We start from the raw sequence: 24,571 nt of genomic DNA, 5'->3' as shown, positions 1-24,571 counted from the left end.
GGCACCATGTTGCCCCGCTTGGCGCACGCCCTAGTCGCGCACCGGCACCGACACATACGACGGGTCGTTCGCCGGGGAGGAGAAGGTCAGCCGGGCGCCGCTCGGGTTGTGCTCGTTGTACAGCGGGTCGACGGTGTCCACGACCACCGCGAGACGGTGGCCGGCCGGGACGTCGTAGGCCGTGGAGAACAGGTCCAGGTCCACGCCGAAGGGCTGGTTCGGCGTCTTGTCGTGGAAGGTGTACGGCGCATGGGAGACCAGCTTGCCGATGCCGAGCGGGCCCACGTCGTAGAGGTAGGCGATGGCGGTGCCGCTCTCCGCGGTGCTGGTCATGGTGGTGTGCAGCCGGGTGGTCCCCCGGACCCGCTGCTCGGTGTCGTAGTGCTCGGACTTCCAGACGGCGGCAACGGAGCGCGGCAGCAGGGGGATCGAGGCCATCGGCGGCAGCCGGAGGAACTGGTCCAGCATGCTGGAGAGGATGACCAGTCCGCCGTCGGCGCCGGAGTCCCAGTTGGTGTTGATCTGCTTGCTGCCGTCGAGCTCGATCCGCCGCTGCGCGGACGGGACGTCCTGCCAGCTCTTGTAGCCCTCGTACGCGCCGGTGGAACGGGACTTGAGCAGGACCGGTGACTCCCGGTCGACGCCGTTGTCGGCGCCCTTGAGGTAGTGGTCGAACCACCGCTGGGTGTCGGTCCAGGTGTCGTTGGGCAGCCCGAACAGCCCGAGCCCCTCGGCCGTGGCGTGGTCACCGGGGCGGAACTCCAGCCGCTTGGGGCCGGTCAGCTTCTCGTAGAAGTCGGCGGTCTGGTTGGGCGGGAAGATGGAATCGCCCCAGGCGTTGCCCAGCATGATGGCGGCGCCGTTGGCGTTGATCCTGTCGAGATAGGTGGCGGGAGAGCGCTTGCGGCCCCACGCGATCAGGTCCTTCTCCTTGTCCAGGTTCGACGCCAGGAAGTCCTTCATGATCGTGCGGAATTCGGGGCTGGGGCGTCCGGTCAGCGCGCCCGTGGCGCCCAGGAACTCCGCGGCCTGCCGGTGCTCGGTGCGGCCGCTGTAGATCGAGCCGACGAGGTCGCCCCAGCCGCTGAGCGCCGCAACCGCCTTGATCCGCTTGTCGGACGCGGCGGCCAGCAGGCTGATCCCGGCACCGTAGGAGACACCGCCCATCCCGACCTTCTGCGGATCGGCCGGGGTGTGGGCCAGCGCCCAGTCGATGACCTTCGAGGCGTCGGCGACGTCCTTCGGCCCGGCGGTGTCGATCTCCCCGCCGGACTGCCAGAACCCGCGCGAGTTGTATCCGACGACCACATAGCCCTTCTCGGCCAGCTTCTCGGCCTGCGCCATGTACTCGATCTGCGGCATCGACCAGCTGGTGGGCAGCACGATGACCGGGTAGCGCCGGGTGCCGTCGGCGCCGGCCGGAGTGAAGACGTTGGCCTTGAGGGTGGTGCCGCCGTCGCCCTGGATGTCGACGAACCGCACGGCGGGGGCGCCCGACGCTGCTGCCGCGGGGGCGGATTCCGGCTCGGCCGCTCGGGCGGTGGCCGGTGCGCCGGCGAGCACCGTGGTGGCGAGCACCGCGGCGGAGACGGTGCTGATCGCGGCGCGCAGTGTCGTACGGGAGGGCCTCATCTTCTGCTCCAGATCTCGACGCGGGCGGGCCGCACGCTGTCCGAGGACAGGAGGGGCATACGGCCACCCGAATGTGAACTGGAGATTAAGGGCCACGCCTTACCTGAGGTAACCCATCGGTAGGTTACGGGTGAGTAACGCCCTTGGTGCCAGGGGGAGTCGGCGGGGTGGGAGGGGAGGGTGAACCCGGTGGGCGGGGAGTGGGGAGCGGGGAGGATGGTGCAGATCGTCCCCCGTCGATCGTTGGTGGCATTGCCGGGGCGAGGTCCCGGGCTGGCTGCCGGGCCGCGTCTCGGGGCTTGCTGTCGGGCCGAGTTGCCGGTCGAGTGGCCGGCCGGGAGAGGGGGAGCGGTGGCTGAGACGCCGTTCGATGAGAGTGAGCGCCGGGCGTGGGCGGGGGCCGCGGCCGTGTACGAGGCCGGGTTCGGCAGGCTCTGTGCCCATCCGGTGCCGCGGTTGCTGGACGCCGCGGGGGTGGTCGCGGGCGCGCGGGTGCTCGATGTCGGCACGGGCCCGGGGTCGGCGGCCGCTGCGGCCTGTGCGCGGGGCGCGCGGGTGGTGGCCGTGGACGCCGAGCCCGATATGGCCCGGCGTGCCGCCCGTGCCGTCCCCGGCGCATGCGTCCAGATCGCCGCACTGCCGCACCTTCCCTATGGAGACGGGCAGTTCGACGCCGTGGTCGGCAATTTCGTCCTCCATCATGTGGGGCGGCCGCGGGTGGCCCTCGACGAGCTGCGCCGGGTGACCCGGCCGGGCGGCCGGATCGCGCTGACGCTCTGGGCGGCTCCCGCCGCGCCGGGGCAGGCGCTGCTCGGCCGCGCCGTCCGGGCGGCCGGGGTGTCCCGTCCGCCGGACCTGCCCGCGCTCGCCCCCGAGGACGACTTCCCGCGCACCGAAGAGGGCCTCGTCGGTCTGCTGCGGGGCGCGGGTCTGACGGATGCGGTCTGCCGGCCGCTGTCCTGGGACCACCGCACCACACCGGAGGAGTGGTGGAGCGGCCCGGCGGCGGGGGTGGCGACCATCGGCCGGATCGTACGGAGCCGGGGGGAGGCCGTGACGGAGCGCATCCGCCGGCAATTCGTCGTGCTGGCACGGGAGTTCACCGGGAGCGACGGAGCGCTGGTGCTCCCGCACCGGGCCCTGCTGGCGTCCGGGCGGGTGGCCGGGCCGGGTGGTGGCGCCGGATGAGGGGCCCGGACGCTGCCGTCGGGTGAGGGCCCGGGGCGGCCGCCGGGTGGGGCCGGGCCGGCCGCCGGGCCCCGACGCCGTTGCCGTACGAGGGCCGTGCCGGCGTTCAGCCTTGCGGCGCGGACGGTGCCGCGGTCCTCCCCAGCGCGTCGAGGAAGGCGCCCAGCGCCGCATTGAAGGCGTCCGACTGCTCCAGGTTCGGCATATGGGCCGCCTGCTCGATGACCGTCAGCCGGGAGTCGGGGACGCGCTCGTGGATGTCCAGGGCGTCGCCCACCGGGGTGTAGGCGTCGTCCGCGCCGACCACCACCAGGGCCGGTACCGCGATATGTGACAAGAGCCCGGTGTAGTCGGGGCGTTCGGCGCGGCCGCGGAGTGCGGCGGCCGCGCCTTCGGGGGGCGTGGTGGTCATCATCCGCAGGACGTGCGCGGCGACGTCCGGCCGGGAGGCGATCGTGGCCGGGGAGATCATTTTGGCCAGCACCTCGTGCGCATAGCCGTCCATGCCCTCGCGCAGCAGGCGCTCCGCCATGGCGTACCGCGCGGTCCTGCCGTCCGCGGTCTCCGCCGAGGCGAAGGTGTCGGCGAACACCAGGCCCCGTATCCGTTCCGGGAAGAGCCGGTAGCACTCCATCGCGATCTGGCCGCCCATCGAGAGGCCGCCGAGGACGCAGCGCTCGATCCCGAGGTGGTCGAGCAGGTCGACGAGGTCGCGGGCGAAGGTCGCCAGCGGGGTCGTGCCGGGCACGACGGCGCTGTCCCCGTAGCCCCGGAGGTCCGGGGCGATCACCCGCCATCCGGCCCGGCTGAAGCGCTCGGTCTGCGGGCGCCACATCGAACGGTTGAAGGGGTGTCCGTGGACGAGCAGCAGCGCCTCGCCGCTGCCCTCGTCCTCGTACCCGACGGCGATGTCCCCGCGAAAGACCGATCCCATGGGAGGTTCCCCCTCTGCTGTGGCTTGACTCCTCGATGCTATAGAGGGCAATCTCTCGGTGCAATGTGAAAAATGTACTCGGTGCAATGTGGGAGTGGGCGATGGACGACTATCGCGCGATTGCCGATGAACTCGCGGCCGATATCGCCGCCGGCCGGCTCCGCCCCGGTGACCGGCTGCTGCCGCTCCGCCGGTTCGCCAGGAACCGGCGCATCGCGAGCTCGACGGCGGCCCGGGTGTACCAGGAACTGAGCCGACGTGGCCTGACGGTGGGCGAAGTCGGCCGCGGCACCTTCGTGCGCGACGCCGCACCCGCGGACGAGCCCGCCCTCGCCGAGCCGGTCGGCGCCCGCGTCGACCTGGAGATGAACTTCCCCGTTCTGCCGCACCACCCCGCGCTCCTCGCCAAGAGCCTGGAACACCTGGCGCGCCCCGACGCCCTGGCCGCCGCACTCCACCCGGTCGGCGCCGCCGGCACGGCCGCGGCCCGCCGGGCCGCGGCCGCCCACCTCGCCCGCGCCGGCTGGGCACCGGACCCCGGGCAGCTGCTCTTCGCGGGCAACGGCCGGCAGGCGGTGGCCGCCGCGGTCGCCGCACTGGTCCCGGCCGGTGAGCGCCTCGGCGTCGAGGCGCTGACCTACCCCGTCGTGAAGGGCATCGCGGCCCGCCTCGGCGTCACCCTCGTGCCGCTCGCCATGGACGAGCACGGTCCGACCCCCGAGGCGCTGCGGGCCGCCGCCCCGCTGCGCGCCGTCTACGTCCAGCCGGCCCTGCACAACCCGCTGGGCATCACGATGCCCGACCATCGCCGCGCCGAACTCGCCGCGCTTCTGCGGGAGTTGGACATCCACGCCATCGAGGACGCCATCTACGGATTCCTCCGCCCCGACCTGCCGCCCCTCGCGGCCCTCGCGCCGGAGCGCACCGTGCTCGTCGACAGCCTGTCCAAGCGGCTCGCGCCCGGGCTCTCGCTGGGGTTCCTCGCGGTGCCCGCCGGTGCCACCCAGGACGTCGGGACGGCCCTCAGGTCGGGGACCTGGGCGGCCCCCCGCTTCGCGCTCGACGCGGGCACCCGCTGGATGGCCGACGGGACCGCGGCGGCCGTCGAGGAGGAGAAGCGCGCCGATGCCGCCGCGCGCCAGCGCCTCGTCGCCGAGCGGCTCGCCGGCTTCCGGGTGCGGGCCGATCCGCACGCGTATCACTGCTGGTGGGAACTGCCGGACCCCTGGCGGGCCGACACCTTCGTCGCCGCCGCTGCCCGTCGCGGCATCGCGGTCACCCCCTCCGGGGCGTTCACCGTCGGGTCGGGCCATGCGCCCAACGCCGTCCGCCTGGCCCTCGCCTCGCCGCCGGCCGGCACTCTGGCCGGGGCGCTCGATGTCCTGGCCGGGCTGGCCCGGGGCGCGCCGGAGGACGGTGCGCCGGAGTGAGCGGGGGCGGCGGCGGGCGCGGCCGCCGGCTCGTCAGGTGCCGCTCATCAGCTCCGAGAGTCCGGTGCGCAGGTCGTCCGCGTTCATCACCGGCTGCAGCGAGACCTTCGCGTTCAGGTCCATGAAGAACGATTCGAGGAGGGTCGGCATCTGCGACGACTCCTTCATGTCGAAGTAGAAGAAGGCGGTGCGCTCGCCGTCGCCGAGGGTGAAGTAGGCCGCCTCCGGCCGCAGGGCGGCGTAGGCCGACTCCAGGATCTTCGACAGCTCGCCGTTCTGGATCAGTTCGTTGCCTGTCGGGGTGGGTATCCGGGCGGTCAGGACCATCCTCATCGGGCTCACTCCTCGCTGGAGTGCGTGGATCGCGGGGGCGGGTGGATCGCGTGGGCGGGTGGCCTGCGGCGGGGAGGCGGTGGCCCGACGGGCCCGGCCGGCGCAGGCGTCCCTGTCCGTCACTGTCCTGTTCTCAGGGTCTCACGGTCCGGGAGCCGGGGCCGGATGACGGCGGCGGCCTGCGGGCCGGCCGGGGGCCGGTTCAGTAGCGGGTCGGCGCGGGTTCGGGACGTCCGCTGGGCGGGACCTCCTCGGCCGGCGGGACCGGGCCGGGCGGGGTGCCGTCGCCGAACGGCCGTCCGCCCAACTCCTCGCGGTGGTGCGGGGTCAGCCAGCCGGAGAGGTCCGGCCCGAGGGGGACGACGCCGGTCGGGTTGATGCCGGTGTGCACCCGGTAGTAGTGCTGCTTGATGTGGTGGAAGTCGACGGTGTCGCCGAAGCCGGGGGTCTGGTAGAGGTCCTTGGCGTAGGCCCACAGCACCGGGTCCTCGGCCAGCTTGAACCGGTTGCACTTGAAGTGCCCGTGGTAGACGGCGTCGAAGCGGACCAGCGTGGTGAACAGCCGGATGTCGGCCTCGGTGATGCTGTCGCCGACGAGGTAGCGCCGGTCGGACAGCCGCACGGACAGCAGGTCCAGGCGCCGGAACAGGTCGTGGAAGGCGGCCTCGTAATCGCCCTGCCCGGTGGCGAAACCGGCCCGGTACACGCCGTTGTTGACGTCCCGGTAGACGCCCGCCATCACGATGTCGATCTCCTCGCGCAGCGGCTCGGGGTACAGATCGGGGGCGCCGGGCCGGTGCAGCGCCCGCCACTGGGTCGCGAAGTCCAGGGTGAGCTGCTGGTAGTCGTTGGTGACGAGCCGCCCGCTGGGCACGTCGACGAGGGCGGGGACGCTGACGCCGCCGGGGTAGCCCTTCTCGCGGGCGTCGTAGGCCTCGCTCAGGAAGCGGATGCCGAGTACGGGGTCGCGGCCGTCCGGCTCCAGGGTGAAGCGCCAGCTGCGGTCGTCCTGGAGCGGGTCGGTGAGGGCCAGCGAGATCGCGTCCTCCAGGCCGAGCAGCCGCCGGGAGATGACGGCTCGGCTCGCCCAGGGGCAGGCGCGGCTGACCACCAGGCGGTAGCGGCCGGCCTCGACCGGCCAGCCGTCGCGGCCGTCCGCGGTGATGCGGTCGGCGAAGTGGCTCTTGGAGCGGGTGAAGGGCTTCCTGCCGTACGCCGGGTTGCCCTCGGCGGTGGCGTGCGGGGTGCCGTCCGGTGCGCCGTCGGCGCTGCGGTCGGTGGGGCGGGGCATCACCGGCTCCTTCCGTCGTCCGTTGCTCGGTGCCTCCATGGCGAGCCTTCCCGGCGCGGCGCCGGTCTCCCCTCCCTCATCCGAGGTGGGTCAGATCGGGGCGCAGCCGGTGCCAGACGGGATGCCGCAGCCGGCCGGCCGAGGTCCAGCCGCTGAGCGTGATCTCGGCGACGAGCCGGGGCTCGGCCCAGTGCGCGCCCGGTGCGTCCACGGGATTGATGAAGGGGGAGCTCTCGCGCGAGATCACGCCCAGGTACAGCGCCAGCTCCTGCCGCTCCCGGTCGGACAGCCCCGAGCCGACAGAGCCGACGTACCGCAGCCCCGCGGGCTCGGCGACCCCTGCCAGCACGGAACCCGGCAGCCCGGCCAGCCCGCCGTGGCCCTCGGTCCAGCCCCCGATGAGCACGTCGAGGGTCAGCAGATGCTTCGTCTTGCGCCACTCGGGCGACCGGACCCCCGGCAGGTACGCGGAGGCCAGCCGCTTGGCCACCACGCCTTCGAGGCCGCCCTGCAACGAGGCCTCCCAGGCCTGCTGCCCATGGCCCGCCACATACTCGGGCGCCGACCAGTTCGGGCCGCGCAGCCCCAGCCCGGACAGCAGGCGGCGGCGCTCGTAATAGGGCGAACCGAGCAGCGACCCGTCCAGGTACATCAGGTCGAAGAGGACGAGGTGCACGGGGTGCTCCATGGCCAGCCGGGCCGTGCGGCGCGGGTTCACCACGCCCATCCGGCGCTGCAGCAGCCCGAAGTCCGGCCGCCCGCGGGCGTCCAGGACCACCACCTCGCCGTCGAGCACCGCGGACCGGCCCCGCAGCTGGTCGCCCAGCGGCCCCAGCTCCGGATACGTCGAGGTCGCGTCGTTGCCCGCCCGGGTGACCAGCCGGACCGTGCCGTCGCCGGGGGTGCTGACGATGCAGCGCGCACCGTCCCATTTGGCCTCGAACGCCCAGGCCGCCTCCTCGTGCGCGGCGGGCAGCGGACCGACCGTGGCCAGCATCGGCCGGATCACGGGGTACGGGGCCGAGCCGGGCTCGGCGTGCGGGGCCATATGTCGATGGTCGTCGGATCCGGGGGCGCGCGCAGATCGGATGCGGGCGGGTCAGGCCGGACCGGTCGTGGGGAGCTGTTCCTCGCCCTCGGTGCGCACGTGCGGCAGGATCCGGTCGAGCCACCGCGGCGTCCACCACGCCGCCCGGCCCAGCAGCGTCATCACCGCGGGGACCAGCAGCAGCCGGACCACGGTGGCATCGATCAGCACGCTCACGGCCAAGCCGAGGCCCAGCATCTTCACCACGGTGTTGTCGCTGATGATGAACGCGGCGAACACGCTCACCATGATCAGTGCGGCACAGGTGATCACCCGGGCGGTGATCTCCAGCGCGTGCGCCACGCTCGCCTTCGCCTCGCCCGTCCGCAGCCACGCCTCGTGCACCCGCGACAGCAGGAAGATCTCGTAGTCCATGCTCAGTCCGAAGACGATCGCGAACATCATCATCGGCACATAGCTCTCGATCGGCACCGTGCCCGAGACCCCGAGGGCCGGCCCGCCCCAGCCCCACTGGAAGACCGCCACCACCACCCCGTACGAGGCGGCGATCGACAGGACGTTGAGCACCGCCGCCTTCAGGGCGACCAGCACCCCGCGGAAGACGGTCAGGATGATGAGGAACGCGAGGGCGACGACCACGGCGATGATCAGCGGGAGCCGGCCGGCGACGAGGTCGAGGAAGTCCGCCTGGGCGGCGGTCGTGCCCGTCACATAGCCGTGCGCGTCGGTCCCCTTCACGGCCCGGGGCAGGAGGTCGTGCTCGAGGCGGTTGACCAGGTCGGTGGTGGCCGCGTTCTGCGGGGCCTGGGCGGAGTACGCGGTACCGGTCAGCACCTCGCCGTCCGGCGTGGCCTTCAGCGGGGTGACGAAGGCGGCGCCCGGCACCTTCGTCAGCACCTTCTGCGCCTGCGCCGCCACCATCGGGCGGTCCGCCTGCGGCACCGCGGACTCGTCGACGACCAGGGTCAGCGGGCCGTTGGAGCCCGGCCCGAACGCGGAGGACATCAGGTCGTAGGCGCGCCGGTCGGTGAAGGACTTCGGGTCGGCGCCGTCGCCGATGTGGCCCAGCTGGATCGAGAACACCGGGAGGGCCAGCACCACGATGACGAGCACCCCGCCCGCCAGGTACCACCACGGGCGGCGCTCCACCCGCTGCGCGTACCGGTGCCAGGTGCCGCGGGCCTCCTGGCCGGGCGCGGCCTCCGTCTCGGCGATCGGCCGGCGGACGCGGAGCCGGTCGATGCGGCGGCCGATCAGCCCGAGCAGGGCCGGTACGAGGGTGAGCGCGCCGAGCACCGCGGAGACCACGGTGAGGGCGGCCGCCAACCCCAGCTTGCCGATGAAGGAGAGGCCGGAGACCCACAGGCCCATCAGCGCGATGATCACCGTGCAGCCGGACACCAGGACCGCCCGGCCGCTGGTGGCCACGGCCCGCCCCGCGCCGGTGACCGGATCCGCGCCGTCCATGAGGTTCTGCCGGTGCCGGGTGATCAGGAACAGGGCGTAGTCGATGCCGACGCCCAGGCCGATCATCGTGGCCAGGGTGGGGGAGACGGTGGCGAAGACGAAGACGGCGGCGAGCAGTCCCAGGCAGGCCAGCCCGCACACGGCACCGATCAGCGCGGTCAGCAGCGGCACCCCGGCCGCCAGCACGCTCCCGAAGCCGACCAGCAGCACCAGGACCGCCACCGCGAAGCCGACCACCTCGCTGACCAGGTCGTTGGGCGCGGGCCTGGCCAGCTCGCCCAGCGACCCGCCGTACTCCACCTCCACCCCGGCCGAGCGCAGCGGCCGCACCGCCGCGTCGACACCCTGGAGATAGTCCGGGTCGAGGGTGGAGGGCTGCACGGCGAACCGCACGGTGATGTACGCGGTGCGGCCGTCGGTGGACAGCGGGCCGACGTCCGGCGTGCCGGGCGGCGGTGCGGCGGGTGGTGTGCCGGGCGCGGGCAGCGGGTTCTGTGCGGAGAGCACCTCGGGCAGCTTGCCGAGCGCGGTGACGGCGCCGTCGATCTGGCTGCGGAACCCGGTCAGCGGTTTGCCGGTGTCGTGCAGGACGACCTGGCTGCTGTAGCCGCCGGCCTTCGGCTCGTGTCGTTGGAGCACATCGCGGCCCTGTGTCGACTGGACGCCGGGCAGCGCGAAGTCGTCGGAGTAGTCACCGCCGTACGCGCGCTGCAGGACCTGGAGGCCGGCCAGGGCGACCAGCCACAGCACGATGACCAGGACGCAGCGGCGGGCGCACCACTCGCCGATGCGCCGCAGCGCTTCCTTGCGGGGGCGGGGGGCCGGCGCGGCGGGAGCGCTCGGGGTCTTCGGCAACGACATGGGGTGCTCCCGGTGCGGGCCGGCGCTCCCGGCGCAGGCGGACACACAGCATTCAACGGCGGCCCGGCCGCCGCGGCATGCCGGCAAGGGGAGACGGGTGTCGTCCGAAGGAGTGGGGACCTCCGGACGCGGGCCCGCTCCTTACGATTCGTTACGCACGTTGGTGGCACGAGGTAAGGATTGATCTGTTGATGAGCCGTTCCAGGTCGTTTGCCGAGTGGTTGTGGTCCCGTGGCGTATCAGGCGGCACGAGCCGTCCGCACGCCGGGACGGAGGGCGTCCGATGAGCCGGGCGGTGCTGGTGACCGGGGCCTCGCGGGGCATCGGCCGGGCGGTCGCCGAGATCTTCGCCGCGCACGGGGACCGGGTCGCGCTGCACTACGCGTCGCGGCGGGCGGCGGCGCAGGAGGCGTTCGAGGGGCTGGCGGGCACCGGGCATGTGCTGGTGCAGGGGGATGTGAGCACCCCGCAGGGGGCGGCGGCGATCGTCGGGGCGGCCGTGGACGGGCTGGGCGGCGTCGATGTGCTCGTCAACAACGCGGCCGCCAACATTCCCCATCCGCTGGACCGTACGTCGTTCGAGGACTGGCGGAGCGCCTGGCGGCAGACCCTGGACGTGAACCTGCTGGGGGCGGCGGACGTCACCTACCACGCGGCCCGGAGCATGATCGAGCGGGAGGTGGAGGGCCGGATCATCAACATCGGGTCGCGCGGGGCGTTCCGCGGTGAGCCCGAGCACCCGGCCTATGGCGCGTCCAAGGCGGGGCTGCACGCGATGGGGCAGTCGCTGGCCGTCCATCTGGCGCCGTACGGCATCGGCGTGGCCTCCGTGGCGCCCGGATTCGTGGCCACCGAGCGGGTCGGGGACCGCCTCACCGACGACGTCCGGCAGCAGAGCCCGTTCGGCCGGGTCGCCTCGCCCGAGGAGGTGGCGTCCGCCGTCCACTATCTGGCCTCGCCCGCGGCGGTCTGGAGCTCGGGGACGGTGCTCGACGTCAACGGCGCGTCGTACCTGCGCTGACCGCGTCGCCCCCGTACCGAGCGCGTCGTCCGCGCGCCGGACAAGGGGAAGCCCCGGCCGAACGGGGGAATTCGGCCGGGGCGGCTCTGGTGGCGCGGGCGGTGACGGCGGCGGCCCCTCGGGGCCTGCTGCCGCGCGGCGGTGGGCCGGCTTCCCTGGGGAGGGCCCTCGGACGCCGTCGTGCCGGCACCCGCTTCCGATTGAACGATAAACCATTGGCCGGAGTTCCGGAGCAGCGGGTGACCGCTCTCACCTGCCGCCGGCCTTCCAGGCCGGCCCGGGCTCCTCGTCCCGGCGGTCAGGGCCGGATGCGCAGCGGCCGGTAGCCCTCGGCCAGCAGGCGCGGCAGGTACCACTCCAGCGCCTCGACGGTCTGCCGACGCCGGCCGCCCCCGTCGTGCGACAGGACGATCGCGCCGGGATGCATCGCCTCCAGGACGGTGTACGCGATGGTCTCCGCCCCGGGGAGGGTCCAGTCCTGGGAGTCGATCGCCCAGCCGACGGGGGACATCCCGAGGTCGTTGCAGATGTCGAGCGAGGCATCGTCCCACTCGCCGTACGGGGCGCGGGCCAGGTCGGGGGCGGTGCCGAGGATGTCCTCGATCAGGCTGCTGGTGCGGCCGAGTTCCCCGCGGACGGCGCCCGGCGGCAGCGTGGTGAGCTGCGGATGGGTCCAGGTGTGATTGCCGACGGCATGGCCCTCGTCGGCGATGTCCCACAGCAGGCCGGGGAATTCGGCCACGTTCTCGCCGATGACGAAGAACGTGGCCCGGACCCCGTGGCGACGCAGGATCCGCAGGATGTCCGGGGTGTACCGGGGGTGGGGGCCGTCGTCGAAGGTGAGGAAGATTTCCCGGTGCGCGCCGGCGAGGTGGAAGGCGACGTCCGGGTGCGGGGGCGAGGCGCCCGGGCCGGAGCGGGAGGTCTCGCCGGCCATCGGGCGGAGCCGGTAGGGCTCCGGAGTGTGCGCCGCACCGGCGGCGGAGCGCGATCCGGCCGTGGTGTCGGGCGGCCTGGGCGGGCGGGGCCGGGCCCGCGGCGGGTCCATGGTCTCCGGGGCGCCGCCGGGCGGGAGCAGGGCGCGGCCGGCGGCGAGCGCACCGACCACGACCGCGGCCTGCAGGAACCTCCGCCGCGTGGGCGTGCGCTTGTCGGATGCCATCTCCACGTGCTCTCACGCGGTCCGCGACGGGCGCGGGAACGACACCGGCGCGGGCGGCATCCGCACCCGATCGGCCCGCACGGGCCGGCCGGGCGGGCAGCGGCCGAAGGGGGCGGCGGGCCCCCGGCCGCGAGGTGCGACGGCCCCGCGAGCCTCCCTCTGCCCCCGCGGAACCGCCCCTAGTTTGACCGCCTATGAGCCAATTCTTCAGGCCGAAGCGGATGATGGTGGGCCGTCCGCTGGACAGCGCGCGGCTCGGCGAGACGCTGCTGCCGAAGCGACTGGCGCTACCGATCTTCTGCAGCGACCCGCTCTCCTCGGTCGCGTACGCCACCGAGGAGATCCTGCTGGTCGTCGGCCTCGGCGGGATCGCTCTGCTCCATCTGACCTGGTACGCCGCGGCCGCCATCGTGCTGGTGCTGGTGGTCGTGGTGGCGTCCTACCGGCAGACCTGTTACGCGTATCCCGGAGGCGGCGGGGCCTACCTGGTCAGCGCACGGAACCTCGGGCGCAACGCGGCGCTCACCGCGGCCAGCGCGCTGCTCGTGGACTATGTGCTCACCGTGGCCGTGTCCGTCGTCTCCGGCGTCGCCGCGATCACCTCCGCGATTCCCTCGCTCGGCGGCCATGACCTGGCACTGTCCGTCGGATTCGTGGCGCTGCTGGCGATGATGAACCTGCGCGGCGTACGGGAGTCGGGGCGGGTCTTCGCCGTCCCCACCTACGGGTTCGTCCTCTTCATCTACCTGATGTTCGCGTTCGCGGCGGTCCGGATCGCCACCGGTGCGACGCCCCGCGCCGAGTCCGCCGGCCTGCCGCTGCACGCCGTCTCCTCCTACACCGGCCTGGCGCTGGTCCTGCTCGGGATGCGGGCCTTCGCCTCCGGCTGCACCGCGCTGACCGGTGTGGAGGCGATCAGCAACGGAGTGCCCGCCTTCCGCAGGCCCAAGAGCCGCAACGCCGCCACCACGCTGCTGGTCATGGGGTTCTTCTCCGTCACCATGTTCGCCGGGATCACGGCCCTGGCGATGCTCTACGACGTGCACGTCGCGGTGGAGCCCACCGAGCTGGGCCTGCCGCCGGGCACCCCGACCTCCACCGCCCTCGCCCAGATCGCCCGCGCCACCTTCGGCGAGGTCACCGTCCTCTTCTACCTCCTGCAGGCCTTCACGGCCGGGGTGCTGATCCTCGCCGCCAACACCGCCTTCAACGGCTTCCCGATGCTGGCGTCGATCCTCGCCGAGGACCTCTACGTCCCCCGGCAACTGCGCAACCGGGGCGACCGGCTGGTCTTCTCCAACGGCATCATCCTGCTCGCGCTGGCCGCCATCGGGCTGATCGTGCTGTTCAAGGCGGAGCTCACCCACCTCATCCAGCTCTACATCATCGGCGTGTTCGTCTCCTTCACGCTCTCCCAGACCGGCATGGTCCGGCACTGGCGGACCGTACTCGCCGCCCCCGGACTGCCGGCCCGGGAGCGGGTCCGGCACCGGCGCTCCCAGGCGATCAACGCGGTCGGCGCGGTGCTCACCGGCGTGGTCCTGATCGTCGTGCTGATCACCAAGTTCACGCACGGCGCATGGATCGTGGTGATCGCCATGCCGCTGCTCTTCCTGGGGATGCGCGCGGTGCACCAGCACTACGACCGGGTGGCACGGGCCCTGGCGGTCGCCCCCGACGCCCGGCCCTGGGAGCCGGCCGGGAACTTTGTGCTGGTGCTGGTCAACGCCCTGAACGCGCCCACCCTCAAGGCCCTCGGTTACGCCCGCGCGATGCGTCCCACGTCGCTGGACGCGCTGATCGTGGCGGTCGATCCCCGCGATGTGCGGGGGCTGCGCGAGCAGTGGGACGCCCACGACATCGAGGTGCCGCTCCGGGTGCTCAGCTCGCCCTACCGGGACTTCACCCGGCCGGTGATCGACTACGTCCTGGACATCTGCGCTCGGCACCCGCGCGGCGCCGTCACGATCGTCCTCCCCGAGTACCTCGTCGGCCGCTGGTGGGAACAGCCGCTGCACAACCAGAGCGCCCTGCGCCTCAAGGCCCGGCTGCTGTTCACACCGGAGGTGAGTGTGGTCAGCGTGCCCTACCGGCTCCCGTCGGGCCGTGCGCGCGACGCCGACCATGCGCCGGGGCGGCGCACCTGACGCACCGACCAGGAGCCGGGCGGCGCCCCTGGAGGGCCTCTCCCCGGGGTACCGCCTCTAGGCGTCCTGCGGGTACCAGCGGAGTTCGACGGTGTTGCCGTCCGGGTCGTCGACGTACAGGGACTGGCCGTCGCCGCGGGCGCCGAAGCGCGGCCCCGGGCCGTCGACCACCGTGAACTCGCCCGAGTCGATGACCTCCTGCCAGTCGAGGGGCTCGACCACCAGGCAGAGGTGGTCGACATTGGAGCCCTCGCGGGGCCCCTGGGTCAGGTCGATGAGGGTCGTCGGGCTCACCCGCACGGAGGGGAAGGGCACCTCGCCCGCGCGCCAGCCATCCACCCGGACCGGCTCCAGGCCGAGTTGCCCGCAGTAGAAGGCGAGCGACCGCTCGATGTCGGCGACGTTCAGCACGAGGTGGTCGAAGGCGATGACGCGCATAGGGGTTCCCCTGAGGACACCGGGTCCCCGCCGGGGCCCCGTCGGACGGCTGCCCGAGGAACGTACCGGCCGGGCCGACGGGGACGCGATCGGCCGTTGGTCCTGGTCCGCCGACGGTGGTCCTGGTCCGCTGGACCTGGTCCCACGGGCGGAGGAGCGGTGGGAGCGGCGGGCGGCGTACGCGGGGGAGACGCACGTCACATGCGGGCATGTCACATCCCGCTGCGTCGTCCGGTCCTAGGTGTGTAGTCATCGACAACGGCCAAGGAGCCCGCCATGGATGCCCGTTTGCACCTCATCGGCAACCCGATCGCAGGCAAGATCCTCAAGCACTTCGTCGCGGCGGCCAAGGAGGCCGCGTCCGCGGCGCTGCCCGCCGCGACACAGGAACTGGTGAAGATCCGCGCGAGCCAGATCAACGGCTGCGCCGGATGCCTCGACATGCACACCAAGGACGCCGCGCACGCCGGTGAGACGTCGGTGCGCCTCAACCTGGTCGCGACCTGGCGGGAGGCCACGGTCTTCACCGAGGCCGAGCGCGCCGCGCTGGAGCTGACGGAGCAGGGCACCCGTATCGCGGATGCGGCCGGCGGGGTCACGGACGAGGCCTGGGCGAACGCCGCCGAGCACTACGACGAGGAGCAGCTCACCGCCCTGGTGTCCCAGATCGCCCTCATCAACGCCTTCAACCGCCTGAACGTGATGACCCGGCAGCCCGCGGGCGACTACCAGCCCGGGCAGTTCGGATAGCCGGAGTCGGGAGCGCCGGTTGCCGGAGTTCCGGCTGCCGGAGCGCCGGAGTGCCTGGCCGGGGCCGGGGCTCGGGTCGGGGGCCGCTGCCGTGGGCTGTTCCGCCCCGGCACCGGCCCCCGTGGCGTGCCGTGAGGACGCGGGGCCGCGAGCCAACTCCGCAAGGGCGTGCTGGAGGACTGCGTGCTCGCCCTGATGCGCGACGGCGCCCGGTACGGGGTGGAGCTGCTGCGGGAGGTGGAGACGCCGAGCACATCGAGACGGCGCTCGCCGGGCGGCCCGGCAGCGATGCGGAGATCCTGCGCGAACCGGGCGACCCGCGCGTCATCGTCGCCACCGCACTCCAGGAGTCCGGCGCCGGGGACTTGGCCGGGGCGACGGGCGAGACGGGTGCCGGGAAGACGGCCCGGCGCCGCTCGCCCGCGTGGGTGGCGGCGGCGCCGCCGGCCTGCGCCTTCCTGCTCGTCCTACGGGCTGACCGCCAGCACGAGGTACGCCGCCAGCAGGGCCAGATGGACGCCGCCCTGCAGCGGGGTGGCGCGGCCGGGGATCACCGTCAGGGTGCCGACGGCCACGGTCAGGGCGAGCAGCACCATATGACTCGCGCCCAGGCCCAGGACCAGGGGGACCGGCAGCCAGACGGTGGCCAGTGCCACGGCCGGGATGGTCAGGCCGATGCTGGCCATCGCCGAGCCGAGGCCGAGGTTCAGGCTCGTCTGCACCCGGTCGCGGTGCGCCGCGCGGACCGCCGCGATGCTCTCCGGCAGCAGGACCAGCAGCGCGATCACCACGCCCACCACGGACGAGGGCAGCCCGGCCGCGATCACACCGGACTCGATGGCCGGTGACACCGTCTTGGCCAGGCCGACCACCGCGATCAGCGCCAGGGCCAGCAGTCCCAGGCTGGTCAGTGCGGCCCGTGCGGAGGGCGGGTCGGCGTGGTCCTCGCCGTGGATCACCTCGCCGGACGTCGTCACCGGCAGGAAGTAGTCCCGGTGCCGGACCGTCTGGGTGGTCACGAACATGCCGTAGAGGACCAGCGCGGCCAGCGCGGCGAAGATCAGCTGCGGGGTGGAGAAGCGCGGGCCCGGCGTGCTGGTGGTGAACGTCGGCAGGACCAGGCTCAGGCCCGCCACCGTGGTGACGGTCGCCAGTGCCGCGCCGGTGCCCTCGGGGTTGAAGACGGCGACCTTGCGCCGGAGCGAGCCGACCAGCAGGGCCAGGCCCACGATGCCGTTGCAGGTGATCATCACCGCCGCGAAGACGGTGTCCCGGGCCAGCGTGGCGCTCTTGGTGCCGCCGTCGGCCATCAGCGCGACGATCAGCGCCACCTCGATGACGGTCACCGCGACCGCCAGCACCAGCGACCCGAACGGCTCACCCACCCGGTGCGCGATCACCTCCGCATGGTGCACCGCGGCCAGCACCGCCCCGGCCAGGAAGCAGCACACCAGCACCACCAGGGCGACGGGCAGCGAGCGGCCCCAGGCCAGGGCCAGCAGCACCACGGCCAGCACCGGCAGCACACCGGTCCAGTGCAGGACGGACGAGCGGAGTCCGGCGATCATGCGTCGAGCTTGGCAGAACGGCGGGGCGGCTGCCCGTCGGTGCGCCGGGCGGACGGGCGGGCGCAGGGCGGTCGCCGAGTCGGTGACCGGGCCGCCGGTGCGTCCGCCGGGCTCAGGCCGCCGCCCGGTGGCCCTTCGGTTCCGCGGCGGTGAGCGCGGCCTTGGTGACATCGGCGACCAGCTCGACGACATCGGGTCCGTACGCCTGCGAGTTGACCACCTTCAGCAGCAGACAGAACTGGCCGTCGGTGCCGTGCTTGCGGGCCAGCCGGGCCCGGTTGCGGACCAGATGGCGGACCGCGGCCCGGTGGGTGACCGGGCGCTGCCCGGCCGCCAGGAACACCGGGCGGTCGCCGCCCTCACCGGCGGTCAGCCGGGCCAGCAGGACGTATTCGACCGCGCCGGGCTCCATCCGGTACGCCGTGCCGCCGATGGTGAAGGTGCCGCGGTCGGCGCCGGACTCGTCGCCGGGGTGCACCGCGACTCCCGGCAGCAGATTGGCCAGGTGGGCCGCCAGCCGCCGGTGCGCGGTCGGGTCGCCGACGCAGAACTCGGTACGCGCCCCGAAGCCCTGCAGGCCGGTGTCGTGCGGGGCGACCTCGGGGTGCGCACCGCAGTTCTCGATCACCGCGGCCAGACCCAGCAGCGCCAGCGCGTCATGGCGGGGGATGCTCCAGTGGGCCGAGGAGCTGTCCCGGTGGGTGACCAGCACGCACTCCGAACCGTCCGGCAGCCCGAAGAAGCCTTGTTCGCGGGTCAGCTTCCGGCGGACCGTCGCCGATTGCACGGCCCAGCCGGCCGCCAGGCCCACGATCAGGGCCACGGCCGCCGCGGTCAGGAGCAGCAGGGTGTCGTCCATGGCCGGGGAGCGTAGCGGCTCACCGGGTGTGTGTTCGAGGGCGGGGCGTGGCTCAGGGGAGGCTTGTCCCGGTCCGTGCCTGCCTACCGGATCCGTACCGGAAAGACGCAGCTGATCCCTGCCGTCGCCGGGGCGGCGGCAGGCGAAATGCCCTCTGTCCGCGCGCTGTTGGGCCGAGTAGGCTCACCGGCCCCTGCCGCCCCCCGCGCACGCTCTTGGAGGAACATCCGGTATGAGCAGAGCCCGACGCCTCACCGTCCTGGGAGCGGCCACCGCGCTGGCCGGCTCCCTGATGGCGGTCCCGGCCGCCGCCGGGTCCGCCGCGCCCGCCCGGCCGGCCCCCGCGGCCCAGGACAGCGCCACCACCGCCACCCCGGGCAAGACGCCGGTCGCCGTCGGCTACGGCGGGGCCGTCTCCAGCGTCGACGCGGACGCCTCGGCCGCCGGCATCGCGGTGCTCAAGCAGGGCGGCAACGCCGTGGACGCCGCGGTCGCCACCGCCGCCGCCCTCGGCGTCACCGAGCCCTACTCAGCGGGCATCGGTGGCGGCGGCTACTTCGTCTCCTACGACGCGAGAACCCGCACCGTACGCACCCTCGACGGCCGGGAGACCGCCCCGCGCTCCGCCGGCCGGGACCTCTTCCTGGAGAACGGCACCCCGATACCCTTCGCCGACGCCGTCACCAGCGGCCTGGGCGTCGGCACCCCGGGCACCCCCGCCACCTGGGACACCGCCCTGCGCGCATGGGGCAGCCGTTCGCTGGGGCAGGTGCTGCGGCCCGCCACGAAACTGGCCGCGGACGGTTTCACGGTCGATCAGACGTTCCGCCAGCAGACCGCGGACAACGAGGCGCGCTTCAAGGACTTCCCGGCGACCGCAGGCCTCTTCCTGCCCGGCGGCGAGCTGCCGGCGGTCGGCTCGACGATGAAGAACCCCGACCTGGCCCGTACGTACACGGAGCTGGCGAGGAAGGGGGTCGGGGCGCTCTACGACGGCGCACTGGGCCGGGACATCGTCCGCGCCGTCCAGAAGCCGCCGGTGCGCTCCGGAGCCACCCGCAACGTGCGGCCCGGCAAACTGACCGCGGGCGACCTGCGGGCCTACCGGGCCCTCGGTCACGCCCCGACCCGCACCCGCTACCGCGGCCTGGACGTCTACGGCATCGCGCCGTCCTCCTCCGGCGGCACCAGCGTCGCCGAGGCCCTCAACATCCTGGAGAGGAGCGATGTCTCCCGGCTGAGCGAGAAGCAGTACCTCCACCGGTACCTGGAGGCGAGCCGGATCGCCTTCGCCGACCGCGGCCGCTGGGTCGGCGACCCGTCGCAGGAGGACGTGCCGGCCAAGGCCCTCACCTCCCAGCGCTTCGCCGACTCCCGCGCCTGCCTCATCCGCGACGACAAGGCGCTGACCAGCCCGCTGGCGCCCGGCGACCCGCGCCACCCGCGGCGCTGCGCCGGCGGCGGCAAGGGTGTCCCGACGACGTACGAGGGGGAGAACACCACCCACCTGACCGTCGCCGACAAGTGGGGCAACGTCGTCGCCTACACCCTGACCATCGAGCAGACCGGCGGCAGCGGCATCGTCGTCCCGCACCGCGGCTTCCTGCTCAACAACGAGCTCACGGACTTCTCCTTCGCGCCCGCCGATCCGGCGGTCAGTGATCCCAACCTTCCGGGCCCGGGCAAGCGGCCGCGCTCGTCCATCTCGCCGACGATCGTGCTGCGCCACGGCCGGCCGGTGGTGGCGCTCGGCTCGCCCGGCGGCGCGACCATCATCACGACCGTGCTGCAGACCCTGGTCAACCACCTCGACCGCGGGATGCCGCTGGTCGACGCCATCGCCGCCCCGCGCGCCAGCCAGCGCAACGCGGCGACGACCGAACTCGAACCCGGCCTGTGGAACAGTCCGGTCCGCCGGCAACTCGAAGCGATCGGACACGCGTTCAAGCAGAACCCGGAGATCGGCGCGGCGACCGGCGTCCAGCGGCTGCCGGACGGCCGCTGGCTGGCCGCCGCCGAGAAGGTACGGCGCGGTGGCGGCTCGGCGATGGTCGTCCGCCCCTCGTGAGGGATCCGCGCCACCCGTCGCGCCCCCGGTGGGTGCGCGGGACGTCACCTCTCCGGAACACGGCGGGCCGCTGTGTGCCGTCCGTGTGTCGTCGAGGTGGCGCACCGCGCGGCATCGTTGATGGTCTCCGCCGTGACGATTAGCCTCCTGGGACCGTTCGTTCGAATGGACGGTCCCAGGGAGGGCGCGCAGCGTGAGCGTTGACGAGAGCCAGGACAGCGAGACCGGGCGCTCCCCGGCCCGGCACATCGGTGTCACGGCCGGGGAGTGGGAAGGCCTCGCCGAGCAGGCACGGGCGCTGGCCGACGGGCGGGTGACCTCGATCGCGCTGGTACGGCGGTCGCTGGAGCGCATCGAGGCCACCCAGGGCAGCGTCAACGCCTTCCGCCGGGTACGGGCCGAGGCCGCGATGGCGGAGGCCGCCCGGGCCGACCGCAGGCTGGCCGGCGGGGAGCGGCTGCCGCTGCTCGGGGTGCCGGTCGCCGTCAAGGACGACACCGATGTGGCGGGCGAGCCCACCGCGTTCGGCTGCGCCGGCGAGTTCCCGCCCAAGGAGCGCGATGCCGAGGTCGTCCGGCGGCTGCGCGCGGCCGGCGCGATCATCGTCGGCAAGACCAACGCCTGCGAACTGGGGCAGTGGCCGTTCACCGAGGGCCCGGCCTTCGGCAACACCTGCAACCCCTGGAACCTCGCCCACACCCCGGGCGGCTCGTCCGGCGGCTCGGCCGCCGCGGTCGCGGCCGGGCTGGTCCCCGCCGCGCTCGGCACCGACGGCGCCGGTTCGGTCCGGATCCCCGCCGCCTGGTCCCATCTCGTCGGCATCAAGCCCCAGCGCGGCCGCATCTCCACCTGGCCGGACCCGGAGTCCTTCCAGGGGATCACCGGCATCGGGCCGCTGGCCCGTACGGTCGAGGACGCCGCGCTGCTGCTGGACGTGGCCAGCGGCAACCACGACGGCGATCTGCACCGGCCGCCCGCCATCGCGGCGCGCGAGGCGGCCGGCCGCGACCCGGGACGGCTGCGCATCGCGCTGTCGTGGAAGGCCGCCTTCACCTTCACCCCCAAGCCGCTGCACCCGGACGTCCGGGAGGCGGTGACGGGCGTGGCCCGCACCCTGGCCCGGCTGGGGCACTTCGTGGAGGAGGCGGAACCGGACTACGGGCTGGTCGGACTGGCCTTCGTCCCGCGCGCCACGGCCGGGGTGGGGGAGTGGGCCGACCGGGTCCCCGACCGCTCCCTCCTGGACCGCCGCACCCGGGAGGCGGCGCGGATGGGACGGCTGCTCGGCGGGCCCGTGCTGCGCCGGGCACGCGCCGCCGAGAGGCGCCAACAACGCAGGATCGGCGCGCTGTTCGGCCCCTACGACGTCCTGCTGACGCCGACCACCGCCACTCCGCCGCCGCGCATCGGCACCCTGGCCAAGCTCAGCGGCTGGCGTACGGATCAGGCCATGATCGCCGCCTGTCCGTACGCCTGGCCGTGGAACGTCCTCGGCTGGCCGGGCGTGAGCGTCCCGGCCGGCTTCAGCAGCCACGGCCTGCCACTGGGCGCCCAACTGCTCGGCCCGGCCCATGGCGAGCTGCGGCTGATCTCGCTGGCCGCCCAGCTCCAGGACGATCTGCGCTGGCACGAGCGGCGTCCGGCCGGCCATCCGGCACCGCTCGACGGGGCGCGCCGCTGAGGAAGCTCCCGTCGTCCCCGGCGGGGGCGGCTGCCTGATCCGGCCCGATCGGGACGTCCCTCAAGGGCGCGCCCCGAGCCTCAGCCGAGGAGCGTGAGGAGCGCCGCGGTCGTGTCGGTCTCGCCCAGCCGCGGGAAGATCTTCTCCAGGCTGTTGCGGTGCGCGTCGGCGTCCAGGTCGGTCATCGCGTCGGTGGCGAGGGTGACGTGGTAGCCGTGTTCGTGCGCGGCACGGGCGGTGGACTCCACGCCGATGCTGGTGGCGATGCCGGCGAGGACGACCTGGGTCACCCCGCGGCGGCGCAGCTCCAGGTCCAGGTTCGTGCCGTGGAAGGCGCCCCACTGCTGCTTGGTGACGAGGATGTCGCCGGGCTGCCGGTCGAGCTCGGGAACCAGCTCCGCCCAGTCGGCGGGCGGGCTGCCGGCGGGCCGCGCGGCCTGGGTACGACCGGGGGCGCCGCCGGTGACGTTCACCAGGACGACCGGCAGCCCGCGCGCACGGAACGCGGCGGCGAGCCGCGCGCCGCGCTCGACGACCTCGGCGGAGGGCAGCGGGGCGCCGGGCAGCCCGGCGATGCCCTTCTGCAGGTCGATCAGTACCAGGGCGGTCGTGGCATCGAGGGTGGTGGCGGGCACGGGTGCTCCTTGCGTGGTGACGGGTGGTGGAGATGTGGCCGTTGCGGCGGGTGGCCGGTGGCCGGTTTCAGACGCCGCTCCCGAGGGCGCCGGGCCGCAGACCGCGGTCGGCGAGGGTCAGCAGGAGCAGCAGCAGGCCGAGCACGACGCCGATCAGGGCGATCTGGTGCAGCCCGGCGTCCCCGGCGCGCTGCCCGTAGAGCAGCCCGATGAGGCCGGAGGCGGTGATCGCGCCGAGGTACTGGGCGGTGCGCTGGAGTCCGGCGGCCGCGCCCACGCCGTCGGCCGGGGCCTGGGCGTAGACGGCGGCCTGATTGCCGGTCGACGCCAGGCCCTGCGGGATGCCGAAGAGCGCGCCGGCGCACAGCAGCGCGACCAGCGGGCCGGTGCCGTGCAGCAGGAGGAAGACCCCGCTGCCCAGGGCGAGACAGGCCGCGGCGAGGGTCAGCGGAGCGCGGATGCCCTTCGTCCGGGCGCCCACGAGCGAGCAGCCCGCGGCCGCCAGGGACATCGGCAGCATGATCAGCCCGGCCTGGAAGGACGAGGCACCGTAGGCCTGCTCCAGCCACTGGCTGAAGCCGTACAGCACGCAGTAGATGACGAGATAGGTCAGTCCCTGGCGGAGGTAGGTGCGCACCAGCGGGCCGTTCCCGGCGAGCATCCGCAGGTCGATGAAGGGCGCCGGGTGGCGCAGCTGCCACCACACCAGGACGCCCGCGAGCACCCCGGCCGGCGCGAGCAGCGGCCACTGCGGGTCCGCCAGGCGCAGCAGGAAGACCATGGCGCAGGTGAGCGCCCCGGCGAACAGGGCGATGCCCAGTGGGTCGAGGGACGCCGGGGTGCCCGCGCGCTCCGGCCGGGCGCCCTTCGGGTCGGCCGGGAGCCAGGCGAGCGCGCCGGCCAGGGCGAGCAGCGCGAGCGGGACATTGACCGCGAACACCGCGCGCCAGCCCGCGGTCGCGGCGAGCAGCCCGCCGAGCGTGGGGCCGATGGCGGCGCTGCCCAGTGCGGCGAGCGAGAGCCGTCCGAGGACGCGGCGGGGAGTCGGGCGGCCGGTCCGCCGCGACTCGGCGCGCAGCACCGCCATCGCGGCGGGGTAGGCGGCCGCGGTGCCGATGCCCAGCACCACCCGGGAGACGATCAGCAGCGTGAAGGAGGGCGCGAGGGCCCCGATGAAGCCCGCGGCGCAGACGGTCAGCGCGCCGGCGGTGAACACCCGGCGGGGGCCGATCCGGTCGGCGAGCCGCCCCAGCGACGGCTGGCCCACCGCGCTGGCGAGGTACATCGCGGAGATGAGCCAGGCGGTGTCGGCGGCACCGACGTGGAAGTCCCGGCCGATGGCCACCAGCGCGGTGGCGATCATGGTCGAGTTGATGGGGTTCAGCAGCGAGCCGAGCAGCAGCGGCGCCATCAGCCGGGCGCCGAAGGCACGGCCGGCGCCGGTGGCCGGGGCTGCGGATCCCCCCGAGTCCTGCGGAGGGGCGACGGCCGCCGGGGCCGGGGCCGTCTCCGGGGTGCCGCCCCGGCCGGCGGCGCGGGGGCCGGTCATCGCGGCATCAGCCGCCGTATGAGTTCGGTGGCCGTCTCCAGGGTCCGCTGCTCCTGCGGCGTCAGCCGGTCGGCGATGGCCTGGGCCAGCCAGTTGTGCTTGGCCTCGCGTACGACCGTGAGGATCCGGTGGCCCTCCTCGGTGAGCGAGAAGACCACCTGCCGGCCGTCCGTCGGATGCGGGCGGCGGGCGAGGACGCCGCGCTCCTCCAGCGCCCCGACGGTCATGCGCATCGACTGCGGGCGGACCAGCTCGGCGCGGGCCAGATCGGCGATGGTGGCCTCGCCGTCGGTCTCGATCCGGCTGATCACCGCGCGCTGGGTCGGGGTGAGTTCCCCGTGCGGCGAGGCGGCGCGCAGGTGGCGCATCAGCAGGGAGACGGTGCGGCCGAGCTCCGTCGCCAGCTGTTCCTGGTCCTTTTCCGGCATATCCCCAGCGTAGATTTCGACAGGCAAACTTGCAAGTTTGCCTGTCGATCTCCGGGGCGCGCCATGGAGAGATGGTCTTGC

General features: G+C 73.8%; 20 protein-coding genes and 1 pseudogene. 8 read left to right on the top strand and 13 right to left on the bottom strand.

The genetic code is table 11. From position 1 onward, the window contains the following. Positions 1 to 30 precede the first annotated feature (30 nt). Positions 31 to 1,632 carry an alpha/beta fold hydrolase gene (locus AB0411_RS02275; RefSeq protein WP_366415273.1) on the bottom strand — a complete coding sequence of 534 codons (1,602 nt, stop codon included), beginning with the start codon at positions 1,630 to 1,632 and terminating at the stop codon, positions 31 to 33. A 351-nt stretch (positions 1,633 to 1,983) separates the two neighbouring features. Here AB0411_RS02275 and AB0411_RS02270 point away from each other — a divergent pair, with 351 nt between their 5' ends. Continuing rightward, entirely contained in the window at positions 1,984 to 2,820 is an 837-nt protein-coding gene (locus tag AB0411_RS02270; protein ID WP_366415272.1) for a class I SAM-dependent methyltransferase, read from the top strand. A 106-nt stretch (positions 2,821 to 2,926) separates the two neighbouring features. Here the strand turns inward: AB0411_RS02270 and AB0411_RS02265 are convergent, their stop codons facing one another. Continuing rightward, the gene (locus AB0411_RS02265) at positions 2,927 to 3,754 is read right to left on the bottom strand and encodes an alpha/beta fold hydrolase (protein ID WP_366415271.1); all 828 of its coding nucleotides are present in this window, start codon (positions 3,752 to 3,754) and stop codon (positions 2,927 to 2,929) included. A 101-nt stretch (positions 3,755 to 3,855) separates the two neighbouring features. Between AB0411_RS02265 and AB0411_RS02260 the strand changes: the two genes are divergently transcribed. After that, positions 3,856 to 5,184: a PLP-dependent aminotransferase family protein gene (locus tag AB0411_RS02260; protein WP_366415270.1), complete on the top strand. Its 1,329-nt coding sequence runs from the start codon at positions 3,856 to 3,858 to the stop codon at positions 5,182 to 5,184. A 33-nt stretch (positions 5,185 to 5,217) separates the two neighbouring features. Here AB0411_RS02260 and AB0411_RS02255 read toward each other — a convergent pair whose 3' ends face one another. The 4 genes from AB0411_RS02255 to AB0411_RS02240 all read right to left on the bottom strand — a co-directional run bounded on the left by AB0411_RS02255 (position 5,218) and on the right by AB0411_RS02240 (position 10,184). Beyond that, positions 5,218 to 5,517: a hypothetical protein gene (locus AB0411_RS02255; protein WP_366415269.1), complete on the bottom strand. Its 300-nt coding sequence runs from the start codon at positions 5,515 to 5,517 to the stop codon at positions 5,218 to 5,220. 202 nt (positions 5,518 to 5,719) lie between these two features. Next, complete coding sequence (locus AB0411_RS02250) at positions 5,720 to 6,808, bottom strand: glutathione S-transferase family protein (RefSeq protein ID WP_366415268.1); 1,089 nt, start codon at positions 6,806 to 6,808, stop codon at positions 5,720 to 5,722. 76 nt (positions 6,809 to 6,884) lie between these two features. Further along, on the bottom strand, positions 6,885 to 7,856 hold the full coding sequence (gene ligD / locus AB0411_RS02245) for a non-homologous end-joining DNA ligase (RefSeq protein ID WP_366415267.1): 972 nt from the start codon (positions 7,854 to 7,856) through the stop codon (positions 6,885 to 6,887). A gap of 51 nt (positions 7,857 to 7,907) precedes the next feature. After that, complete coding sequence (locus tag AB0411_RS02240) at positions 7,908 to 10,184, bottom strand: MMPL family transporter (protein WP_366415266.1); 2,277 nt, start codon at positions 10,182 to 10,184, stop codon at positions 7,908 to 7,910. A 283-nt stretch (positions 10,185 to 10,467) separates the two neighbouring features. On the opposite strand from AB0411_RS02240, the gene AB0411_RS02235 reads away from it, so the two are divergent. Beyond that, positions 10,468 to 11,205, top strand: a complete 738-nt coding sequence (locus tag AB0411_RS02235; RefSeq protein ID WP_366415265.1) for an SDR family NAD(P)-dependent oxidoreductase — start codon at positions 10,468 to 10,470, stop codon at positions 11,203 to 11,205. Positions 11,206 to 11,503: 298 nt separating this feature from the next. Here the strand turns inward: AB0411_RS02235 and AB0411_RS02230 are convergent, their stop codons facing one another. After that, a complete protein-coding gene (locus AB0411_RS02230) occupies positions 11,504 to 12,367 on the bottom strand; it encodes a polysaccharide deacetylase family protein (protein WP_366415264.1) in 864 nt (287 codons plus the stop codon). Between the two features lie 194 nt (positions 12,368 to 12,561). Between AB0411_RS02230 and AB0411_RS02225 the strand changes: the two genes are divergently transcribed. Further along, complete coding sequence (locus AB0411_RS02225; RefSeq protein WP_366415263.1) at positions 12,562 to 14,514, top strand: APC family permease; 1,953 nt, start codon at positions 12,562 to 12,564, stop codon at positions 14,512 to 14,514. Positions 14,515 to 14,571: 57 nt separating this feature from the next. On the opposite strand, the gene AB0411_RS02220 is transcribed toward AB0411_RS02225, so the two are convergent. Next, on the bottom strand, positions 14,572 to 14,952 hold the full coding sequence (locus AB0411_RS02220; RefSeq protein WP_366415262.1) for a VOC family protein: 381 nt from the start codon (positions 14,950 to 14,952) through the stop codon (positions 14,572 to 14,574). 276 nt (positions 14,953 to 15,228) lie between these two features. Here AB0411_RS02220 and AB0411_RS02215 point away from each other — a divergent pair, with 276 nt between their 5' ends. Both AB0411_RS02215 and AB0411_RS02210 read left to right on the top strand, forming a co-directional pair. Continuing rightward, positions 15,229 to 15,702: a carboxymuconolactone decarboxylase family protein gene (locus tag AB0411_RS02215; RefSeq protein WP_366415261.1), complete on the top strand. Its 474-nt coding sequence runs from the start codon at positions 15,229 to 15,231 to the stop codon at positions 15,700 to 15,702. A 168-nt stretch (positions 15,703 to 15,870) separates the two neighbouring features. Continuing rightward, a pseudogene (locus tag AB0411_RS02210) lies at positions 15,871 to 15,945 on the top strand (PadR family transcriptional regulator); the annotation flags it as partial. 224 nt (positions 15,946 to 16,169) lie between these two features. On the opposite strand, the gene AB0411_RS02205 reads toward AB0411_RS02210, so the two are convergent. Both AB0411_RS02205 and AB0411_RS02200 read right to left on the bottom strand, forming a co-directional pair. Next, entirely contained in the window at positions 16,170 to 17,270 is a 1,101-nt protein-coding gene (locus tag AB0411_RS02205) for a calcium:proton antiporter (protein WP_366415260.1), read from the bottom strand. Positions 17,271 to 17,382: 112 nt separating this feature from the next. Then, positions 17,383 to 18,129: a hypothetical protein gene (locus tag AB0411_RS02200; RefSeq protein WP_366415259.1), complete on the bottom strand. Its 747-nt coding sequence runs from the start codon at positions 18,127 to 18,129 to the stop codon at positions 17,383 to 17,385. Positions 18,130 to 18,361: 232 nt separating this feature from the next. Between AB0411_RS02200 and ggt the strand changes: the two genes are divergently transcribed. Then, a complete protein-coding gene (gene ggt, locus AB0411_RS02195; RefSeq protein ID WP_366415258.1) occupies positions 18,362 to 20,197 on the top strand; it encodes a gamma-glutamyltransferase in 1,836 nt (611 codons plus the stop codon). Positions 20,198 to 20,390: 193 nt separating this feature from the next. Next, positions 20,391 to 21,878 carry an amidase gene (locus tag AB0411_RS02190; protein ID WP_366415257.1) on the top strand — a complete coding sequence of 496 codons (1,488 nt, stop codon included), beginning with the start codon at positions 20,391 to 20,393 and terminating at the stop codon, positions 21,876 to 21,878. An 80-nt stretch (positions 21,879 to 21,958) separates the two neighbouring features. On the opposite strand, the gene AB0411_RS02185 is transcribed toward AB0411_RS02190, so the two are convergent. The 3 genes from AB0411_RS02185 to AB0411_RS02175 all read right to left on the bottom strand — a co-directional run bounded on the left by AB0411_RS02185 (position 21,959) and on the right by AB0411_RS02175 (position 24,490). Beyond that, the gene (locus AB0411_RS02185) at positions 21,959 to 22,513 is read right to left on the bottom strand and encodes an isochorismatase family protein (RefSeq protein ID WP_366415256.1); all 555 of its coding nucleotides are present in this window, start codon (positions 22,511 to 22,513) and stop codon (positions 21,959 to 21,961) included. Between the two features lie 67 nt (positions 22,514 to 22,580). Further along, positions 22,581 to 24,062, bottom strand: coding sequence for an MFS transporter (locus tag AB0411_RS02180; protein ID WP_366415255.1), 1,482 nt, complete (start codon positions 24,060 to 24,062; stop codon positions 22,581 to 22,583). After that, positions 24,059 to 24,490, bottom strand: a complete 432-nt coding sequence (locus AB0411_RS02175; RefSeq protein WP_366415254.1) for a MarR family winged helix-turn-helix transcriptional regulator — start codon at positions 24,488 to 24,490, stop codon at positions 24,059 to 24,061. The genes AB0411_RS02180 and AB0411_RS02175 overlap by 4 nt, the downstream gene beginning before the upstream one ends. Positions 24,491 to 24,571: the final 81 nt, after the last annotated feature.

The sequence above is a fragment of the Streptomyces angustmyceticus genome (assembly GCF_040701845.1).
In the GTDB taxonomy this organism is placed as follows: Bacteria; Actinomycetota; Actinomycetes; order Streptomycetales; family Streptomycetaceae; genus Streptomyces; species Streptomyces angustmyceticus_A.
The sequence above is the reverse complement of the archived record's forward strand: the minus strand, read 5'-3'. Positions and strand labels throughout refer to the sequence as shown.

Coding starts and splice junctions, on each gene's coding strand:
- AB0411_RS02255 (WP_366415269.1), bottom strand. CDS start 5,517: ATGAGGATGGTCCTGACCGCCCGGATACCCACCCCGACAGGCAACGAA.
- AB0411_RS02215 (WP_366415261.1), top strand. CDS start 15,229: ATGGATGCCCGTTTGCACCTCATCGGCAACCCGATCGCAGGCAAGATC.
- AB0411_RS02175 (WP_366415254.1), bottom strand. CDS start 24,490: ATGCCGGAAAAGGACCAGGAACAGCTGGCGACGGAGCTCGGCCGCACC.
- AB0411_RS02180 (WP_366415255.1), bottom strand. CDS start 24,062: ATGACCGGCCCCCGCGCCGCCGGCCGGGGCGGCACCCCGGAGACGGCC.
- AB0411_RS02230 (WP_366415264.1), bottom strand. CDS start 12,367: ATGGCATCCGACAAGCGCACGCCCACGCGGCGGAGGTTCCTGCAGGCC.
- ligD (WP_366415267.1), bottom strand. CDS start 7,856: ATGGCCCCGCACGCCGAGCCCGGCTCGGCCCCGTACCCCGTGATCCGG.
- AB0411_RS02250 (WP_366415268.1), bottom strand. CDS start 6,808: ATGCCCCGCCCCACCGACCGCAGCGCCGACGGCGCACCGGACGGCACC.
- AB0411_RS02235 (WP_366415265.1), top strand. CDS start 10,468: ATGAGCCGGGCGGTGCTGGTGACCGGGGCCTCGCGGGGCATCGGCCGG.
- AB0411_RS02225 (WP_366415263.1), top strand. CDS start 12,562: ATGAGCCAATTCTTCAGGCCGAAGCGGATGATGGTGGGCCGTCCGCTG.
- AB0411_RS02220 (WP_366415262.1), bottom strand. CDS start 14,952: ATGCGCGTCATCGCCTTCGACCACCTCGTGCTGAACGTCGCCGACATC.
- ggt (WP_366415258.1), top strand. CDS start 18,362: ATGAGCAGAGCCCGACGCCTCACCGTCCTGGGAGCGGCCACCGCGCTG.
- AB0411_RS02205 (WP_366415260.1), bottom strand. CDS start 17,270: ATGATCGCCGGACTCCGCTCGTCCGTCCTGCACTGGACCGGTGTGCTG.
- AB0411_RS02265 (WP_366415271.1), bottom strand. CDS start 3,754: ATGGGATCGGTCTTTCGCGGGGACATCGCCGTCGGGTACGAGGACGAG.
- AB0411_RS02260 (WP_366415270.1), top strand. CDS start 3,856: ATGGACGACTATCGCGCGATTGCCGATGAACTCGCGGCCGATATCGCC.
- AB0411_RS02275 (WP_366415273.1), bottom strand. CDS start 1,632: ATGAGGCCCTCCCGTACGACACTGCGCGCCGCGATCAGCACCGTCTCC.
- AB0411_RS02200 (WP_366415259.1), bottom strand. CDS start 18,129: ATGGACGACACCCTGCTGCTCCTGACCGCGGCGGCCGTGGCCCTGATC.
- AB0411_RS02240 (WP_366415266.1), bottom strand. CDS start 10,184: ATGTCGTTGCCGAAGACCCCGAGCGCTCCCGCCGCGCCGGCCCCCCGC.